We start from the raw sequence: 18,339 nt of genomic DNA on the forward strand, positions 1-18,339 counted from the left end.
AGAAAATCGTAATGGAAACAATCGAAAATCCGCTTATGCAGACAAAATGGCAGGAGCTCATTAAGAAAAGCGGTGAAGCTTCATCCGAGAAGGGTTCTGGTTCGGGGTCTGAATCCGGATCTGGCTCAGGGAAGGATAGCGGCGGCGGTAAAGACAGCGGTGGAGGCTCATAAAAAAAACAACCAGTCGTCTCATTGGGACAACTGGTTGTTTTTTTGTTATTTATTTAATTCTGAAATAATTTCTTCAGCAATTTGTAAATAGATTTTACCTGTTGGATGCGATTCTGCATATACAGAAGGTGCGAAGTCTTCCTCTGTCCAATCTGGTTGTCCTAACGGAATTTGACCAAGTAATTTTGTGCGCAGTTCATCAGCTAGCTTCGGACCGCCGCCTTGACCAAATACGAATTCTTTTTCGCCTGATTTGCTTTCATACCAAGCCATATTCTCAATAACACCTAGGATTTCATGATTTGTTTGTAATGCCATCGCACCTGCACGGGCTGCTACGAAAGCGGCTGTCGGATGAGGTGTTGTCACAACAATCTCTTTTGAAGATGGCAGCATTTGGTGAATATCCAGTGCTACGTCTCCCGTTCCTGGTGGTAAATCCAATAGTAGATAGTCTAAATCGCCCCACTCGACATCACGGAAGAACTGGTCCAATACTTTACCAAGCATCGGTCCGCGCCAAACGATTGGTGCATTGTTTTCAACAAAGAATCCCATTGAGATAACTTTTACACCAAGACGTTCCACCGGGTAAATACGGTCATCTTTTACGACCGGCATTTCTGTTACACCCATCATGTCCGGTACAGAGAAACCATAAATATCAGCATCGATTAAACCGACTTTTTTGCCTAGGCGTGCTAGTGCAACTGCCATATTTACAGATACCGTCGATTTCCCTACTCCACCTTTACCTGAGGCAATTGAAATAAATTGTACGCTTGATAAAGGCGATAAAATATCTTGTGCTTCTGCTTCGGTCGCTTGTCCACGGAATGATTGCAGTACTTCTGCCGGTAGCTCTTCAAAACGAATCCCAACGGAAGCCGCGCCATTTTCTTTTAACACTTCAACAATTTTCATTTGAAGTGTCATTTGTTCAGGCGTATTAGTTTTTGCAATTGCAATACGAACACTAACATGCGCTTTTTCTGCTTTAATCGAAACGTTTGTTACACCTTTTGTTTCTGCTAGTGATTTATGTAAAAACGGATCTTGTAGTTCTCCTAATAGTTCTCGGACTTGTTCCTCATTTAACATATCAAACACTCCCCTGAATGAAATTACATTTGTTAGTATATCATAATCGATTCGTATTGTTATTACATGTTGCCTACTCGTATTTTACATGAATAAAGTTTTCAATTCCGCGTGCAATCGCAAATGCCATTTTTTCCTGATAGCTGTCATTTGCCAGTAAATCACGCTCTTCCTCATTACTTAAAAATCCTGTTTCTACTAATACAGCCGGTTTTTCAATTTTCTTTAATAAATAAACATTTTTAATCGACAGTGCTTCGCGGTCCGTATTTTCCATCGTCTCTCGAATTGATTGTTGTACAGCCTGTGCGAGTGCCTGGCTTTTCTCGTGTCCAGTGTGATGGTAAAACACTTGCGCCCCTCGCCATTTACTATTTGGGATTGCATTTGCGTGAATCGTAACGAATAGATCCGGTTCATGTGAGTCCACTAACGTTTCACGTAAAAAAATGTCCTGCTTTTTACGCTCACGAAGTGTTGGAAATGTTTCACTTGGTGCATGTTCACTTAATACATCTCCATCCGTTGAACGTGTTAATACTACTTCCGCACCTAAACGTGTTAATTGACGAGCTACTTTTTTTGTAATTGCCAGTGTCACGTCTTTTTCAATTACCTCTCCATTTGAAGCACCACCATCAATTCCTCCATGACCAGCATCTAACACAATTTTTACCCCACCTAATGGCTCGGGTAAAAAAAATCGCCGGTCGGATGCGTTCGTTTCATATACAACGACAAGCATCGAACAAAAAATTACGAATATGAGTGCAAGCCAACGTTTCAAAAAAAACACCGTCCTTTTTGCCTACTATACGCAAAAGGACGGCGGAATATTCACCTTATCATTGAGACTGGAGCTGACGTTGTAATGTTGCATAAAAACCTTGTTCCTTCATTAAAGAATCATGATTTCCTTGTTCTAAAATTTGACCGTCCTTAATGACGAGGATCTGATCCGCATTTTCAATTGTTTTAAGACGGTGTGCAATGACAAAGCTTGTTCGCCCTTCCATCAAATTGTTCAAGCCTTTCTGAATATGCACTTCTGTCATCGTATCAACACTTGAAGTTGCTTCATCTAAAATTAAGATATCGGGATCCTCTAGAATTGCACGGGCAATCGCTATAAGCTGACGCTGCCCCTGACTTAAATTTAAGCCTCCGCTTGTCAGTACAGTATCATACTGTTCAGGCAAATACTTTATAAAATTATGTGCATATGCAATTTTTGCTGCTTGTTCAACTTCATCATCTGTTGCATGGAGCTTACCGAAACGGATATTTTCTCGCACCGTTCCTGAAAACAAATACGTATCCTGCAGAACGACCCCGACATGGTCGCGCACATTCGTCATTTTGTAATGTTCAATTGGTTCGCCGTCCAATAAAATCCGGCCACCTGTCGCATCATAAAATCGTGTTAGCAGCTGAATGATTGTCGTCTTCCCGGAACCAGTAGGGCCAACAATGGCAACTGTCTCTCCTGCCTTTGCTTCAAAATCAATTCCGTGTAATACAGGCTTGCCCGTTTCATATGCAAATTGAACATTTTCGAACTTTACATCACCACTGAACTGTTCTTTCTCTTTTGCATTTTCAATGTCCGCTACTTCTTTTGTTTCATCTAACACTTCAAAAACACGTTCGGAACCCGCAATGGCCGATTGGAACGTATTGAGCAGGTTCGATAGCTGGTTGATCGGCCGGAAAAACTGTCGGGTGTACGTAACGAATGATGCGATTACACCGATTGTCAGTCCGCTTGTTACAGCCATGATTGCACCTGCACCTATTACAAGGCTTAAACCTAAGTTGTTCATAAAGTTATTGATTGGACCCATGAAGCCAGAGATAATATCGGCTCGCATCGCTGAACCGCGCAATCGCTCATTGGCTTCTTTGAACTCAGCAAGCGTTGATTTTTCCTGACCGAAAAGCGTAATAATATCCGCGTTCGAAATGGTTTCTTCAATATAACCATTTAAATTGCCCAGATCCCGTTGACGTGCCTTGTAGTTCACGCTGCTTCGTTTAATAATCTGCTTTGTCGCATAAACGATGAGTGGAATAATAATGAGCGTTACTAGTGCTAATCGCCAATCTAAATAAAAGAGTGCAAAGGCCGTCCCGACAATCGTTAAAAAACTTGAAACAATTTGTATGACACTTTGGGACAATGCCGCATTTAAATTTTCGATATCATTGGTCATCCGGCTCATTAAATCGCCCTGCTGTTTTTTATCGTAAAATGCGAGCGGCAGTGACTGGTACTGCTCAAACAGGTGTTGACGCAACCGGCGAATGGTCTTCTGTGAAACACGAATCATGACAAATGTTTGAAGCCAAGTGAGTACGGACGATGCGATATAGACCCCTGCCAAAATAAGTGCCATGCGAATCGCCCCCGGCACATCGAGCTTCACAATATAATCATCAATCGTTTTCCCGATTAGAAATGGACCGACTAAACTTAACAGTGTACTAATAATAACGAAAATGACGACACTGATCAGCTCTACCTTTTGAACACGTAAATAGCTCCAAATCCGAAGCAGTGTTTCCTTTTGATTTTTTGGCTTCACAACTGGACCTGTAAAGCGCCCACCTGGATGCCTCATAGGTACAGGCGGTTCCCCTTGTTGTTTATTCACTTAAGGTCACCCCTTTTTCTGCCTGTGTTTTTGCCATTTCTTGATACAATATACTTTCCTGCAATAGTTGCTCATGTGTTCCTTGTGCAGCAATTTTCCCGTCGTCCATTACAAGTATTTGATCAGCATGACGAATAGAAGAGATTTTAGACGAAACAATCACTTTTGTAGCATCACTGAACTGTTCTTCAATCGCCCGTTGAATTGTTTTTTCAGAAATACTGTCAACCGCACTTGTCACATCATCCAAAATTAAAATACTCGGTTTCCGGATAAAGGATCTCGCCATTGCCAAACGCTGCTTTTGCCCACCGGACAAGTTTGTCGCCCCTTGTGTGAGCAAATGTTCTGTCCCTGCATCCAGTTTGTCGACAAATTCCTTTGCGTTTGCCGACTGTAATGCCTGTACAATGTCCTCTGACGTTGCATCGGATTTACCGTAGCGCAAGTTGTCGGCAATCGTTTTTGAGAACAATGTCGCTTTTTGCGGGGAAAAACCGATTGACTGGCGTAAATGTTCCAATGAATAGCTGCCAATTGGCACTCCGTCTATTTTTACGCTGCCACTGTCAGGATCAAACAGGCGTGGAATCATTTTAACTAATGTCGATTTCCCGCTTCCTGTCATTCCGATAATGCCGACTGTTTCTCCCGCATTCACGTGGAAGCTAATATTTTTCAATACGGATTCTGTTTCTTTTAAATAGGAGAAGCTTACATTTTCGAAACTAATACTTCCCTGAATTTGTTTTATCTCTGGTTTTAAAGGGCTCGTTAAATCTGTATTCTCTTCCAGCACTTCTACAATTCGCCCCGCGCTTGGTATTGCACGTGCCAACTGTACAAGTACCATTGATGAACTCATCAGCCCCTGCATTACCATCATTAAATAGTTGATAAAGGCAAGAATAACCCCTACTTGCAACGTGTTGTTATCCACTTTGATCGCACCCATCCAAAGTGCTGCTACAATACCTAAGTTCACGACAAACATCGTAAGGGGTGCCAGTACGCCTATAATTTGATCGGCTGCCATACTGCGTTTCATCAGCTGTGTATTCACTTCGGTAAACTGTTCAATTTGGTGATTTTTCCTGTTGTATGCCTTAATGACACGAATACCTGCCAAGTTTTCCTGAACTTTTGTGTTTACCATATCGACAACCTTCTGCACTTTATGAAAAAGCTTTCCTGAAAGTGCCGTAAAATAATACATGCAAAATGCCAAAATCGGAACCACGACCAATAAAATCGGAAATAGCTCTCGCGCTGTAATAAAGACAATGACAATGGCCCCGATAAACATCATTGGTCCACGGACAAATACTTTCAGTAACATCGTCAATGCCCGCTGTAGCATTTCCATATCACTCGTTAAATTTGTAACAAGCTTTCCGAGCGTAAATTTATCTTTACTGCTATTTGAAAAATATGTAATCGTTTCATATAAATCTTGCCGTAGATCGGTTGAAAAGTTTACGGCCGTCCGCGATGCATAAATGGAACACCCTATCCCGCCAATTAGACCGATTACGGATGTCGCTATCATTAAGCCAAACATTTTCACAATATATGACGTATCAGTTTGAGCGATCCCATCATCAATAATATGCTGTAATATTGTAGGTTGCAGCAAATCCATACTTACCTCAATAACCATCATTACAGGAGCGATGATCGCAAATAATATATATGGCTTAATATATTTTGAGAGTTTCCATACTGCTTGCATTAAACAAGTTCACTTCCTTATGTTGTGAAAAATTATTCCTCTTCTGTTGCTTGTGCTTCTTCCAACAATTCATTCAGCTGAAACAAGCCGACAAAATCATTCATAATTGCTTCAGTTGCTTTCAATTCCCCTGCAATAACAGGATGAATTGATTTCAATTCTGAAGACTCCAGTTGTTGTTTCAATGTTGAGCGCTTCATTTCGAGTTGACGGTAAAACTCCAATGCACGCCCGCGCCGGAATGTTTGTGCACCCTTAGAACGGCGACTACCGTGTTCTCCTTCGCCTCGATGTCTCCCTCTGGTTTCAGACCTCATATTTTTAACCCCATCCTTTTTGAATACTATTGTATACTAATGTATACAAAAATACTACTACTGCTAAAGTATTTAGGGAGAGTAATTTATTCAAATCCTTTTATTTTGTTTGTTCATTAAAAATCGTTACTATAAAAAAAACAGATTCATTAAAGGAGTACATCATGAAAAACGTGACGAGCGATATTATCCAATTTAGAGGATCCCATTATGAGTTCGGTGTTTATCAGGGAGAGCTCTTAAAAAATTCGCCTCTTTTTTATAATAGAGAAAAGCTTTATAAACAATTGGATGATAGGTTTTCTATAGATAAAATATATGTTAAACAACTTTTAGCCCGTTTCGGCCCAGGAATTGAAGAAGAAATCGAAGGCCTCGCTTATACACTTGGTTATAAGGAAGAACAGGCTTTACTTCATTATGGCGGATATTATGCAGCACACAAAAAAAGCGGCTGCTCTATTACGACAAACCCTTCTTATATGATCCGCAACTATGACAATGACCCCGAAAGCTATGATGGGCGTTTTGTATTATATGAACCAACTGACGGTGGCTATGCGACACTCGGACCTTCCATGCAAATTACAGGACGGATGGATGGGATGAATGAAAAAGGACTCGTCGTCGGTTATAACTTTGTAAATACGAAAAACAGGGCGGATGGCTTTGTATGCAATATGATCGGGCGTCTGTTACTGGAGCGTTGCGCAACTGTTGAAGAGGGGATTTCATTACTAAAAAATATTCCCCATAAACATTCATTTAATTATGTATTACTAGATGCGGAGCAAACGATGGCGGCAGTAGAAGCATCTCCGCGCAATGTAGCTGTTCGGGACGCAACAGCCTGCACGAATCACTTTAAAGTTCTGACAGAAGAAAACCGTTACCGAACAGAGGATTCATTAGCGCGCGAACATATTATTTCGAATGCCCAAGAAACTCCACTTACTTTTGAAAATGCGTTCAAATTAATGAATGGTATCGAAAATGGGGTCTTTGCGACAAAATACGGAGCATGGGATGGTACACTCCATACGGTTGGCTATTTACCAACTGAAGGTAAATGTATTATTGCTTTAGGTGGAGATGCATTGCCTATAGTTATCGATTTTAAATCGTGGCTAAGCGGAACTTATTTGCCTCTTTCGAAAATTAAAGGAAAACTTCATGCGACAAATGGCTTTGCGAATGAATAAAGAAAAAACCCTTTCTCGGAAAAATTCCAAGAAAGGGTTTTGTAATTTCGCAAAATAGTAATCGTAAAGATTAACGTTTTGAGAACTGAGGTGCACGACGAGCGCCGCGTAGACCTGGTTTTTTACGTTCTTTCATACGTGAATCACGAGTTAATAGACCCGCTGATTTTAAAGCTGGGCGGAAGTCTGGATCAACTTGTAATAATGCACGTGCGATACCGTGACGGATTGCTCCAGCTTGACCTGTGAATCCACCACCGTTTACGTTAACGTGAACGTCATATGAACCTTTAGTTTCTGTAGCTACTAATGGTTGGTTGATAATTAAGTGTAAAGTTTCGTATGGTAGGTAATCTGCAACATCACGGTTGTTGATTACTACTTTACCTTCGCCTGGTACTAAACGTACGCGAGCAGTTGAGCTTTTACGGCGACCTGTGCCGATGTATTGTACTTGTGCCAAAGTTATTTCCTCCTATTATAGTTTATTGATTAACCACGTAACTCGTAAGCTTCTGGTTTTTGTGCAGCATGTGGATGTTCAGAACCAGTGTAAACGTTCAATTTAGAGAACATTTGACGACCTAAAGAGTTCTTTGGAAGCATACCTTTAATTGCTAACTCAAGCATTTGAGTTGGGTATTTTTCCTTCATTTCACCAGCTGTACGTTGTTTTAAACCACCAGCGAACTGAGTGTGACGGTAGTAAATTTTCTTTTGTAATTTGTTACCTGTTAACTCAATTTTATCAGCGTTGATGATGATCACATGATCTCCTGTATCAACGTTTGGTGTGAAAGTTGGTTTATGTTTACCGCGTAAGATAGAAGCTACTTCAGAAGCTAAACGACCTAACGTTTGGCCTTCTGCGTCAACTACTAACCATTTACGTTCTACTTCTTGACCTTTAGCCATGAAAGTTGTGCGCATGTTTGTATCCTCCTAATCGATATGAATTACCGTTATTTTTCATTATATACACTTTATAAGTTTCGGGGCTTATTATTGTGGTGGTAATGAAAATACCATACATCATCATATACTGGATCGCGTTTAAAGTCAAGATATTTAATTGAACACCTGGAGAGGTTGTTAACCCTTTTCACAAGCCGATTTCTCTAGGATTTTATAGAGAAAAGGAAAACTTTTTCAAAAAAAAATCACAAATCTTGATAAAAAACTTGTTCTAAATATAGACCATGTGCTGGTGCTGTTTTACCTGCTTGTGCACGGTCCATCGAAGCAATCGTCTTTTCTAATGAAGAAGCTTCTCTTCGTCCAATGCCAACTTCCCATAATGTACCTGCAATAATCCGAACCATATTATATAAAAAGCCGTTGCCGCTAATTGTCATATGCAGCTCTTCCCCTTGCCAGACAAGTTCCAGCGTTTCAACCGTACGTACTTTGTCTACAACACTCGTATTCGCCGCGCAGAAACAGCTGAAGTCATGTGTCCCGACAATTGCTTGTGCGGCTTCACGCATTGCTTCTACATTCGGCTTTACTCCACCTGTCTCCACTGTATAGTGTCTTCTAAACGGGCTTTGAACAGTGCTGCAATCCCAAATATATCGGTAACGCTTGCCTGATACATCATAGCGGGCATGAAAGTCTTCCTTTACTTGCTCCATGTGGAGTACACGAATATCACGCGGCAATTGGACATTTAATGCCTTTTGAAATTTCTCGGGCGGAATCTCAAGAGCTGTATCAAAATGTATAACCTGACCCGTTGCATGGACACGCGCATCTGTACGGCCGCTTGCTGTAATTTTAACTTGTGTCCCTTTTTGCATTGTTGTTAATACTTTTTCGATTTCCAGTTGTACTGTACGTTCACCCGGCTGCACCTGATAGCCGGCAAAGCCGGTACCGTCATAGCTAATCGTTGCTTTTAATCTCACCATATCTTTACTCCTCTAACTGCGCAGCATCCATAACAGGACGCCTAATAATACAAGTACAACTAAAATAGCCGTATCTCTAACCATCCACTTTAGCTGACGGTATTTCGTACGCCCTTCTCCCCCACGGTAGCCGCGCACTTCCATTGCAGTCGCTAAATCTTCCGCTCGTTTAAATGCACTGACAAAGAGCGGTACTAACAATGGCACGACCGCCTTTAGACGATCTTTAATTGGTCCTGCACTTAAATCTGAACCACGAGCCATCTGTGCTTTCATAATTTTATCTGTCTCATCCATTAATGTTGGAATGAAACGTAAAGAAATCGACATCATTAGTGCAAGCTCATGAACAGGCAGCTTTACCTTTTTAAACGGATCGAGCAGTACTTCCAGACCGTCCGTAATTGAAATAGGGGAAGTCGTTAACGTTAAGATCGATGTCATAAATACTAGCATTAAAAAGCGCATTGATATGAACATCCCTTGTCGTAAGCCTTCTTCGTATATTTTTATAAAGCCAAGATCAACTAATACAGGTCCTTCCCTCGTCATAAACAAATGCAAAATCAAAGTGAAGAGCATTAAGAATATGACAGGTTTTAAGCCGTTGATTAAAAAATAAAGGCGTATTCTCGACAGTAAAATAACGAGTAATGTAAACGCCAAAAGCAGCGCATAGGTTACCACATTATTGGCAAAAAAGACTACGATAATAAATGCAAAAACAAAAAGCAGCTTTGAACGCGGATCGAGCTTATGCACAAATGAATTTCCTGGTATATAGCGCCCAAAAATCATTTTTTCCATCATTGCTGTTCACGCCCCTTTGGAATGGCCTGTCCTATTTCTACGGCAAGCTCTTCTTCAGTTAAGCATACTTTTTCTAACGTTTTACCCATCATCTTCTCTACCTGATGCTGAAAACGAACAATACGTGGCGGCTCCAGACGGAATTGGGCAAGCGTTTGCCGATCGCTGAAAATCGTACGCGGATCTCCAGTTAACACACACCGTCCTTCATGCATAATTGCAACCGAATCCGCATAACGTGCTGCATCTTCCATACTATGTGTTACAAGTATCGTTGTTAAACCGCGCTCTTTATGTAGCGTATAAAATAAGTCCATAATTTCCTTTTGACCACGTGGATCAAGACCCGCTGTTGGCTCATCCAACACAATCACTTCAGGATCCATTGCCAGTACACCCGCAATGGCAACACGGCGCATCTGTCCACCTGATAGGTCAAATGGGGATTTGTCCAATATTTCTTCCGGTAACCCTACTAACGAAATCAGCTCACGGGCACGTTTTTCCGCTTCTTCTTCAGACACCCCAAAATTCATCGGACCAAACATAATATCCTTTAATACGGTTTCCTCAAAAAGTTGGTGCTCAGGAAACTGGAACACGATGCCTACTTTTTGACGTACTGTTTTTAAGTCTTTTGCCTTTTTTCCGGCTTCAATGATTCGGTCCCCGATTTTCACTGTACCGCTCGAAGGTTTTAATAATCCATTAAAGTGAAGGAGGATTGTTGATTTCCCAGAACCTGTATGTCCGATAATCGCCTGAAATGTTCCACTTTTAATTGTTAAGTCAACCTCATGTAAAGCTTGCTTTTCAAATGGAGTGCCTTTTGCATAGGCATAGCTTACTTGTTGAAGTTGGATGTCCATAAGTCATTCACCAGCTCTTCTTCTGTCATATGTTGTCCTACAAGTTGTACACCTTGTGCTTGCAACAGCTTCGTCATTTTCATCGCAAACGGCATATCCAAACCAAACTGTACGAGATCATCACCTAAAGCAAAAATCTCTTCCGGCGTTCCCTCAGCGTATTTTTTGCCGGCATTCATAAAAATAATGCGATCGGCCAACAATGCTTCTTCGAGATCATGAGTTATCGCGAGTACCGTAAGATCAATTTCTTTACGCAATGCTTCCACGATTGTTAACACTTCTTCACGGCCTTGAGGATCCAGCATCGATGTCGCTTCATCCAATATTAATATTTGCGGATGCATCGCTAGTGCCCCTGCAATGGCAACACGCTGCTTTTGTCCGCCTGATAAATGATGAGGCTCGTGGTTGATAAAGTCTTCCATCTTTACTTGTCTCAGTGCATTGTGCACACGTTTAACCATTTCTTCATGCGGAACACCGTTGTTTTCCAACGAGAAAGCTACATCATCCTGCACAGTAGCCCCTACAAACTGATTGTCCGGATTTTGAAAGACAATACCAATCTGCGAACGAATATCCCATATATTTTCTTCTGTGAGGATTTCACGTTTAATCCGGATTTCCCCTTGCTGTGGCATTAGTAAGCCACTCATCAATTTAGCCATTGTCGATTTTCCGGAGCCATTATGGCCGACAATCGTAATCCATTCCCCTTTATTGATTGTAAAAGAAACATCCTCTACTGCATTGCGTGTATGAGGCTCTTCCGGTGTATAGGAGTAGGTTACTTGATTAAATGATAAAATTTCACTCATGCGCAGCTACTCTCCCCTCTGCTTCGCTATTGTATGACATATTAGTAGTCAGTTTAAATTTCCCAGGAAATGATACCTATATAAAAATAAAGCACGTTTTCAAACAAGTTTTGCGCGAACGGCCACCTATCTAAACGTACTTTATGTTTGCATATGTATTGGGAATTTAGGGGCTCAACCCTTCATTCCATAAATAAAAAAGCGCGCACCTCATTCAGAGAAATGCGCTTGTCGTTACATTTACAAAATTCGCGGGTGCTCAAGCCCGAGAATTCGTTGAATGAGGTGCGGAGAGCTAAACGAGACGCCAGTATTTACTACCCCGCTCATCATAACGCTCAGCTTAATTATGTCGTATAAATCAATTTTGTTTATATAAAAAAGGGGTGCGGGTTCAACCGGTGAACCGGACACCCCTTTTCCACCTGTATGTTATTAAGAATTAAACTAATTCGATAACTACTACTGGTGCGCCGTCTCCACGACGAGGACCTACTTTAAGAATACGAGTGTAACCACCTTGACGCTCCGCATAACGAGGTGCGATATCGTCAAATAATTTTTGAAGTGCAAAAACAGTTTTTTCTTCTTCGCCTTCTCCAACTGTTACTAGCTCACGACGGATGAATGCTGCTGCCTGACGACGAGCATGTAAATCTCCGCGTTTACCTAAAGTAATCATTTTCTCAACAGCTTTACGAGTTTCTTTAGCGCGCGCTTCAGTAGTTTCGATGCGCTCGTTGATGATTAAATCAGTAGCTAAGTCGCGTAATAATGCTTTACGTTGAGAACTTGTACGACCAAGTTTTCTGTAACCCATGGACGTTTCCCTCCTTTTAAATATATCTGATCTAGCTAAATTTTATAATTTTTCGCTTAGTCTTCTTTACGCAATCCTAAACCAAGCTCTTCTAACTTATGCTTAACTTCTTCAAGAGACTTACGACCAAGATTACGTACTTTCATCATATCGTCTTCTGACTTGTTAGCTAATTCTAGTACCGTATTGATACCAGCACGCTTCAAGCAGTTGTAAGAACGAACAGAAAGATCAAGTTCTTCGATAGTCATCTCTAATACTTTTTCTTTTTGGTCTTCTTCTTTTTCGACCATGATTTCAGCAGTTTGTGCCTCGTTCGTCATGCCAACGAAGATATTTAAGTGTTCAGTTAAAATTTTCGCTCCAAGTGAAATCGCCTCTTTAGGACCGATGCTTCCATCTGTCCATACATCAAGTGATAACTTGTCGTAGTCAGAATTTTGTCCAACACGAGTGTTCTCTACTTGGAAGTTGACGCGTGAAACTGGAGTGTAAATAGAGTCGATCGGGATCACGCCGATAGGAAGATCCTCACGTTTGTTTTGATCAGCAGGAGTATAACCACGGCCACGCTGTGCGTACATACGCATACGTAAATGACCGTTCTTAGCGATTGTTGCGATATATAGATCTGGGTTTAAAATTTCTACATCACTGTCATGTGTAATGTCAGCTGCAGTAACCGTTCCGTCACCTTTTACATCAATCTCAATAACTTTTTCTTCGTCAGAGTAGATTTTTAAAGCTAGCTTTTTCACGTTTAAGATAATCGAAGCGACATCTTCTACAACGCCTTCTACAGTTGAGAATTCGTGTAATACGCCGTCAATTTGAATTGACGTAACAGCAGCTCCAGGTAATGAAGACAGAAGGATACGACGTAGAGAATTCCCCAAAGTATTACCATAACCGCGTTCAAGCGGTTCTACAACAAACTTGCCGTATTTGGCATCTTCGCTAATCTCCACTGTTTCAATCTTTGGTTTTTCAATTTCGATCATTCCAATTTACCCTCCTTCAAAACATCTAATGTATAGGTTCTTATCATCAAGTTGTTAATCTGAGTTAGACTATAAAATGCACAAGACTTTTGTACAAAGTAACATGATGTACGTAGAAGTAATTATACTTCTAAGCTGCACCCATTACACACGACGACGTTTTGGCGGACGGCAACCGTTATGAGGAACTGGAGTAACGTCTTTAATAGCAGTTACTTCTAATCCAGCAGCTTGAAGTGCACGTACTGCAGCTTCACGACCTGAACCAGGACCTTTAACTGTTACTTCAATGTTTTTTAAACCATGTTCCATTGAAGTTTTTGCAGCTGTTTCAGCAGCCATTTGAGCTGCGAATGGAGTTGATTTACGTGAACCACGGAAACCTAAAGCACCAGCTGAAGACCAAGATAATGCGTTACCTTGCATATCAGTGATCGTTACGATTGTATTGTTGAATGTAGAACGGATGTGAGCAACACCAGATTCGATGTTCTTTTTCACACGACGTTTACGAGTTTGTTGTTTACGAGCCATGTTAAGAAGGAACCTCCTTTACTTAATTATTTTTTCTTGTTCGCTACAGTCTTACGTGGACCTTTACGCGTACGCGCATTGTTTTTCGTATTTTGACCACGAACAGGTAAACCACGACGGTGACGGATACCACGGTTTGAAGCAATTTCCATTAAACGTTTGATGTTTAAAGAAACTTCACGACGTAAGTCACCTTCAGTTTTGTATGAATCTAATTGTTCACGAATTTGGTTTAATTGATCTTCTGTTAAGTCTTTAACGCGAGTATTTTCGTCAATACCTGCACCTGCTAATACTTTTTGAGAAGTAGTTTTACCAATACCGTAAATGTATGTTAATGAAATTACAACGCGTTTGTCGCGAGGAATATCAACACCAGCAATACGTGCCATTCGTTAGTGCACCTCCTTGATTAATTATCCTTGTTTTTGTTTGTGTTTAGGATTTTCACAGATTACCATTACTTTACCGCGTCGGCGAATTACTTTACATTTTTCGCAGATCGGTTTCACAGATGGTCTCACTTTCATCTAACCTAACCTCCTTAATAGTCCGGAGTGCAAAAGATTATTTAAAACGGTATGTGATACGACCGCGAGTTAAATCATAAGGAGATAACTCAATAGTAACCTTATCTCCAGGTAGGATACGGATAAAGTGCATACGGATCTTTCCAGATACGTGTGCAAGCACAGTGTGCCCATTTTCTAATTCTACCTTAAACATCGCGTTTGGCAAAGTCTCAAGAACTGTCCCTTCGACTTCAATTACATCGTCTTTCGCCATCTTCTCGACTCCCTTCTATATGCTTATATCAAAAAACTCATGCGAGCTCTTGCAACTGTTTCTCCTAATTAAGAAGCAACTCGTTTCAACATATGGTTTGGATTGCATGAGAGATGTAGAATAAGACGCTCGTCTGGTTTCGCTTCACACAATCCATGGAAACAGTATCCTATAAGGAACCGCATCCTTATGTTAACACGATAGCCGGAATGTCTTGATGAGAGATTCATACCCGTTACACAGATGCTTCCACGAAACCCATTATACGTTACAAAGATGTCATCACACTATTTAAGTGCTCAACCTTTATAGTATATACCGGGCACAATATGCTTTTGCAACTCTCAAAAAATTATGTTTCGTTGTTGCCTCCGCATGACTACCGCGGAAGCTGTCTAGCGCCCGGACGGATATCAGCTGCGGCTGCCCTGCAATAGAGCATCAAGATCAGCAAATACTTTTGAAATTTCTTGCTGTCCATTAATATTTGTAAGTACTCCCTTTGCTTTATAGAAATCAAGTAAAGGTTGTGCTTGGTTCATATTTACTTCCAGACGGTTTGTAACAGTTTCAGGATTATCATCTGCACGCGTGTACAACTCGCCGCCATCTTTATCACAAATGCCATCCACTTTTGGAGGATTAAACACTAAATGATATGATGTACCACAAGTCTTACAAATACGACGACCACTTAAACGTGCGATTAATTCTTCTTTTTCAACTTGAACATTAATTGTATGCTCAACTGGGCGTCCTAATTCTTCAAGGATGCTGTCTAAAGCTTCAGCTTGAGGAACTGTACGCGGGAATCCGTCTAATAAGAAACCTTTTTCGCAGTCTGGTTGTGAAAGACGTTCACGAACAATACCAATCGTTACTTCATCAGGTACTAATGCACCTTGATCCATAAACGCTTTGGCCTGTAAACCTAATTCTGTACCTTCTTTAATAGCGGCACGGAACATATCGCCTGTAGAAATATGAGGGATTGCGTACTTCTCAACAATTTTGTCAGCCTGAGTACCTTTACCGGCTCCTGGAAGACCCATTAAAACGATATTCATACGTAATACTCCCCTTTATAGCATAAGCCGGTAAGGAAACGAGAATGTTTCCTAAACCTGCATTATTTCATAAAGCCTTTATAATGACGCTTCACTAATTGAGACTCTAACTGTTTCATTGTTTCAAGTGCAACACCGACTACGATAATCATACTTGTTCCCCCGATTTGAGCCGAAGCTGGCAGGTTCATGAAGTTAATGAATAAAATCGGCATTACTGAAATAACTACTAAGAATAAAGCACCAACTAATGTTAAACGATAAAGAACTTTTGTTAAGTAAGCTTGAGTGTCATTACCTGGGCGGATACCCGGGATATAGGCACCTTGCTTTTTCAAGTTATCTGCCACATTTTCCGGATTCACCTGAATGAAAGCATAGAAGTATGTGAAGGCGATAATTAAAGCAACATAGATTAACATACCAACAGGTTTAGTATAGTCAAACGTGTTCGTAATAAACGCTGTTACATTATTATCTCCAAAGAATGTTGCTAAAGTTTGAGGTGTAACAATAAACGCAACCGCAAAGATTACCGGAATAACCCCTGCAGCATTTACTTTTAACGGTAAATGCGTTTGCTGTGCACCAACTTTAGGTGAATTCCCAGCAACTCGTTTTGCATATTGGATTGGAATTTTACGCAACGCTTGTTGAATATAAATAACTCCAACGACAACAGCAAGCAGCACTAGAACTAATAGAACTAAAATGGCAATATTGATAAACAATTGATCGCCAGCCCCATCAATTTGTTGTGCATAGATTTGGTTTACTGCGTTAGGAATCGCAGCTACGATACCAGCGAAGATAATGATAGAAATACCATTACCAACACCATATGCAGTAATTTGTTCAGATAACCACAATATGAATGCTGTACCTGCAGTTAATACGATTGAAATCGTTAAGTATGATTGAATACTAGTATCCGTAATCAATGATCCGCCATAAAATTGGTTAAACCCAAAGCTCATTGCGAAAGATTGAATGAATGCTAATACAATCGTGAAATAACGAGTGAATTGAGCCAACTTGCGTCGACCTACATCACCTTGTTTCGCCCATTCTGCAAACTTAGGTACTACATCCATTTGAAGTAACTGGACAATAATTGAGGCTGTGATGTACGGCATAATCCCCATCGCAAAGATTGAGAAGTTTGCCAATGCACCACCGCCAAACGTATTAAGGAAACCTACTAAGCTGAACTCATCAGTTGCCTTTAATACATCTGCGTTAACATTTGGTACCGGAATGAATGTTCCGAGACGAAAAATGATTAACATTAAAAGTGTGAAGATGATTTTATTTCGTATATCTCGAACGCGCATAAAGTTAGAGATTGTCTGAAACATTAGATCACCTCAGTTGTTCCGCCAGCGTTCTCAATTGCTTCTTTAGCAGAAGCAGAGAATTTGTGAGCCTTAACATTAAGCTTAACGCTTAATGTACCATGACCTAGAATTTTGATTCCAGCTTTTTCGTTGCTCACGATACCAGTTTCTAATAATAATGCAGGTGTTACTTCTGCACCATCTTCAAAACGGTTTAACGCGTCAAGGTTAACGATAGCGTATTCTTTACGGTTAATGTTCGTAAAGCCACGTTTAGGTAAACGACGGAAAAGTGGGTTTTGACCCCCCTCAAATCCTGGGCGAACGCCGCCGCCAGAACGAGCGTTTTGACCTTTATGACCTTTACCAGAAGTTTTACCGTTACCAGAACCGATACCACGACCAACGCGGTTACGTACTTTACGTGAACCTTCTGCTGGTTTTAACTCATGAAGTTTCATTTGGGTGGCACCTCCTTGTTCGTATAATTGAAATTAAATTTCTTTAACAGTAACTAAGTGAGCTACTTTTGTAATCATCCCGCGGATCGCAGCGTTATCAGCTTGTTCCACAGTTTGGTTTAATTTACGTAATCCTAAAGCCTCAACAACTTTACGTTGGTTTGGTTTAGTACCGATGACAGATTTATTAAGGGTAATTTGTAATTTAGCCATTATAATTCCCCCCCTTATCCTAATAACTCTTCCACTGATTTACCACGTAGTTTTGCAACTTCTTCTACGCGTTTTAATTCAGTTAAACCTGCTACAGTTGCACGCACCATGTTGATTGGTGTGTTTGAACCAAGAGATTTTGAAAGAATATCAGTAATACCAGCTAGTTCAAGTACGGCACGTACTGGACCACCAGCGATAACTCCTGTACCAGGAGCTGCAGGTTTGATTAAGATTGAACCTGCACCGAAGCGACCTTGCACTAAGTGTGGAGTAGTTCCACCCACGCGTGGTACTTCGATTAAGTTTTTCTTCGCGTCTTCAACAGCCTTACGGATTGCATCTGGAACCTCTTGGGCTTTACCAGTACCAAATCCTACATGACCATTTTTATCTCCTACTACTACTAGAGCAGAGAAGCGGAAGCGACGACCACCTTTAACAACTTTAGCAACACGGTTAATTGTAACTACGCGTTCTTCAAGTTCTAATTTGTTTGCGTCAATGCGACTCATGAAGTATGTCCCTCCT

The 18,339-nt window shown here is 40.8% G+C and carries 24 protein-coding genes (1 of these 24 cut by a window edge); 2 read left to right on the forward strand and 22 right to left on the reverse strand.

What is annotated here, in order from left to right; all coding sequences use genetic code 11:
• Positions 1-173, forward strand: partial view of a spore germination lipoprotein GerD gene (gene gerD, locus MHH44_RS20515; protein ID WP_008406698.1) — the end only. The gene continues 445 nt to the left of window position 1, outside the view; the window shows 173 of its 618 coding nt (coding positions 446-618); the start codon falls outside the window, past its left edge; its stop codon occupies positions 171-173.
• A gap of 45 nt (positions 174-218) precedes the next feature.
• On the opposite strand, the gene MHH44_RS20520 is transcribed toward gerD, so the two are convergent.
• The 5 genes from MHH44_RS20520 to MHH44_RS20540 form a co-directional block, all read right to left on the reverse strand.
• Entirely contained in the window at positions 219-1,274 is a 1,056-nt protein-coding gene (locus tag MHH44_RS20520) for a P-loop NTPase (RefSeq protein WP_008406699.1), read from the reverse strand.
• Between the two features lie 73 nt (positions 1,275-1,347).
• The gene (locus MHH44_RS20525) at positions 1,348-2,061 is read right to left on the reverse strand and encodes an N-acetylmuramoyl-L-alanine amidase (protein ID WP_039967144.1); all 714 of its coding nucleotides are present in this window, start codon (positions 2,059-2,061) and stop codon (positions 1,348-1,350) included.
• 58 nt (positions 2,062-2,119) lie between these two features.
• Positions 2,120-3,928 (reverse strand): ABC transporter ATP-binding protein, encoded by a 1,809-nt coding sequence (locus MHH44_RS20530; RefSeq protein ID WP_008406701.1) that lies wholly within the window; start codon positions 3,926-3,928, stop codon positions 2,120-2,122.
• On the reverse strand, positions 3,921-5,660 hold the full coding sequence (locus MHH44_RS20535; protein WP_008406703.1) for an ABC transporter ATP-binding protein: 1,740 nt from the start codon (positions 5,658-5,660) through the stop codon (positions 3,921-3,923). The genes MHH44_RS20530 and MHH44_RS20535 overlap by 8 nt, the downstream gene beginning before the upstream one ends.
• Before the next feature lie 32 nt (positions 5,661-5,692).
• The gene (locus MHH44_RS20540; protein WP_008406705.1) at positions 5,693-5,977 is read right to left on the reverse strand and encodes a hypothetical protein; all 285 of its coding nucleotides are present in this window, start codon (positions 5,975-5,977) and stop codon (positions 5,693-5,695) included.
• A gap of 164 nt (positions 5,978-6,141) precedes the next feature.
• On the opposite strand from MHH44_RS20540, the gene MHH44_RS20545 reads away from it, so the two are divergent.
• Positions 6,142-7,179 carry a C45 family autoproteolytic acyltransferase/hydolase gene (locus MHH44_RS20545; RefSeq protein WP_008406707.1) on the forward strand — a complete coding sequence of 346 codons (1,038 nt, stop codon included), beginning with the start codon at positions 6,142-6,144 and terminating at the stop codon, positions 7,177-7,179.
• A gap of 70 nt (positions 7,180-7,249) precedes the next feature.
• Here the strand turns inward: MHH44_RS20545 and rpsI are convergent, their stop codons facing one another.
• From rpsI to rpsE, 17 genes are all read right to left on the reverse strand, one after another.
• Entirely contained in the window at positions 7,250-7,642 is a 393-nt protein-coding gene (gene rpsI, locus MHH44_RS20550) for a 30S ribosomal protein S9 (protein ID WP_008406708.1), read from the reverse strand.
• A 29-nt stretch (positions 7,643-7,671) separates the two neighbouring features.
• Positions 7,672-8,109, reverse strand: coding sequence for a 50S ribosomal protein L13 (rplM, locus tag MHH44_RS20555; protein ID WP_008406709.1), 438 nt, complete (start codon positions 8,107-8,109; stop codon positions 7,672-7,674).
• A 230-nt stretch (positions 8,110-8,339) separates the two neighbouring features.
• Entirely contained in the window at positions 8,340-9,089 is a 750-nt protein-coding gene (truA, locus tag MHH44_RS20560; protein WP_340799465.1) for a tRNA pseudouridine(38-40) synthase TruA, read from the reverse strand.
• A 12-nt stretch (positions 9,090-9,101) separates the two neighbouring features.
• Positions 9,102-9,899: an energy-coupling factor transporter transmembrane component T family protein gene (locus MHH44_RS20565; RefSeq protein ID WP_014822421.1), complete on the reverse strand. Its 798-nt coding sequence runs from the start codon at positions 9,897-9,899 to the stop codon at positions 9,102-9,104.
• Positions 9,896-10,768, reverse strand: a complete 873-nt coding sequence (locus tag MHH44_RS20570; RefSeq protein WP_008406712.1) for an energy-coupling factor ABC transporter ATP-binding protein — start codon at positions 10,766-10,768, stop codon at positions 9,896-9,898. Before MHH44_RS20570 ends, MHH44_RS20565 begins: the two co-directional genes overlap by 4 nt.
• Positions 10,744-11,589, reverse strand: a complete 846-nt coding sequence (locus MHH44_RS20575; RefSeq protein ID WP_008406713.1) for an energy-coupling factor ABC transporter ATP-binding protein — start codon at positions 11,587-11,589, stop codon at positions 10,744-10,746. Before MHH44_RS20575 ends, MHH44_RS20570 begins: the two co-directional genes overlap by 25 nt.
• A 442-nt stretch (positions 11,590-12,031) precedes the next feature.
• Positions 12,032-12,409: a 50S ribosomal protein L17 gene (gene rplQ / locus MHH44_RS20580; protein ID WP_008406715.1), complete on the reverse strand. Its 378-nt coding sequence runs from the start codon at positions 12,407-12,409 to the stop codon at positions 12,032-12,034.
• A 56-nt stretch (positions 12,410-12,465) separates the two neighbouring features.
• Positions 12,466-13,410, reverse strand: coding sequence for a DNA-directed RNA polymerase subunit alpha (locus MHH44_RS20585; RefSeq protein ID WP_008406717.1), 945 nt, complete (start codon positions 13,408-13,410; stop codon positions 12,466-12,468).
• A gap of 144 nt (positions 13,411-13,554) precedes the next feature.
• Positions 13,555-13,944 carry a 30S ribosomal protein S11 gene (gene rpsK, locus MHH44_RS20590; protein WP_008406718.1) on the reverse strand — a complete coding sequence of 130 codons (390 nt, stop codon included), beginning with the start codon at positions 13,942-13,944 and terminating at the stop codon, positions 13,555-13,557.
• 26 nt (positions 13,945-13,970) lie between these two features.
• Entirely contained in the window at positions 13,971-14,336 is a 366-nt protein-coding gene (gene rpsM, locus MHH44_RS20595; protein WP_008406720.1) for a 30S ribosomal protein S13, read from the reverse strand.
• Between the two features lie 24 nt (positions 14,337-14,360).
• On the reverse strand, positions 14,361-14,474 hold the full coding sequence (gene rpmJ / locus MHH44_RS20600; RefSeq protein WP_000868344.1) for a 50S ribosomal protein L36: 114 nt from the start codon (positions 14,472-14,474) through the stop codon (positions 14,361-14,363).
• A 37-nt stretch (positions 14,475-14,511) separates the two neighbouring features.
• Positions 14,512-14,730: a translation initiation factor IF-1 gene (infA, locus tag MHH44_RS20605; RefSeq protein WP_008406932.1), complete on the reverse strand. Its 219-nt coding sequence runs from the start codon at positions 14,728-14,730 to the stop codon at positions 14,512-14,514.
• A 413-nt stretch (positions 14,731-15,143) separates the two neighbouring features.
• Positions 15,144-15,797, reverse strand: coding sequence for an adenylate kinase (locus MHH44_RS20610; RefSeq protein ID WP_008406933.1), 654 nt, complete (start codon positions 15,795-15,797; stop codon positions 15,144-15,146).
• A 62-nt stretch (positions 15,798-15,859) separates the two neighbouring features.
• Positions 15,860-17,155 carry a preprotein translocase subunit SecY gene (secY, locus tag MHH44_RS20615; protein WP_008406934.1) on the reverse strand — a complete coding sequence of 432 codons (1,296 nt, stop codon included), beginning with the start codon at positions 17,153-17,155 and terminating at the stop codon, positions 15,860-15,862.
• Positions 17,155-17,595 (reverse strand): 50S ribosomal protein L15, encoded by a 441-nt coding sequence (gene rplO, locus MHH44_RS20620; RefSeq protein WP_008406935.1) that lies wholly within the window; start codon positions 17,593-17,595, stop codon positions 17,155-17,157. The genes secY and rplO overlap by 1 nt, the downstream gene beginning before the upstream one ends.
• Before the next feature lie 33 nt (positions 17,596-17,628).
• A complete protein-coding gene (gene rpmD / locus MHH44_RS20625; RefSeq protein ID WP_008406936.1) occupies positions 17,629-17,808 on the reverse strand; it encodes a 50S ribosomal protein L30 in 180 nt (59 codons plus the stop codon).
• Between the two features lie 14 nt (positions 17,809-17,822).
• The gene (gene rpsE / locus MHH44_RS20630; RefSeq protein ID WP_008406937.1) at positions 17,823-18,323 is read right to left on the reverse strand and encodes a 30S ribosomal protein S5; all 501 of its coding nucleotides are present in this window, start codon (positions 18,321-18,323) and stop codon (positions 17,823-17,825) included.
• Positions 18,324-18,339 lie beyond the last annotated feature (16 nt).

Source organism: Solibacillus sp. FSL K6-1126 (assembly GCF_038003445.1).
Taxonomy (GTDB): domain Bacteria; phylum Bacillota; class Bacilli; order Bacillales_A; family Planococcaceae; genus Solibacillus; species Solibacillus silvestris.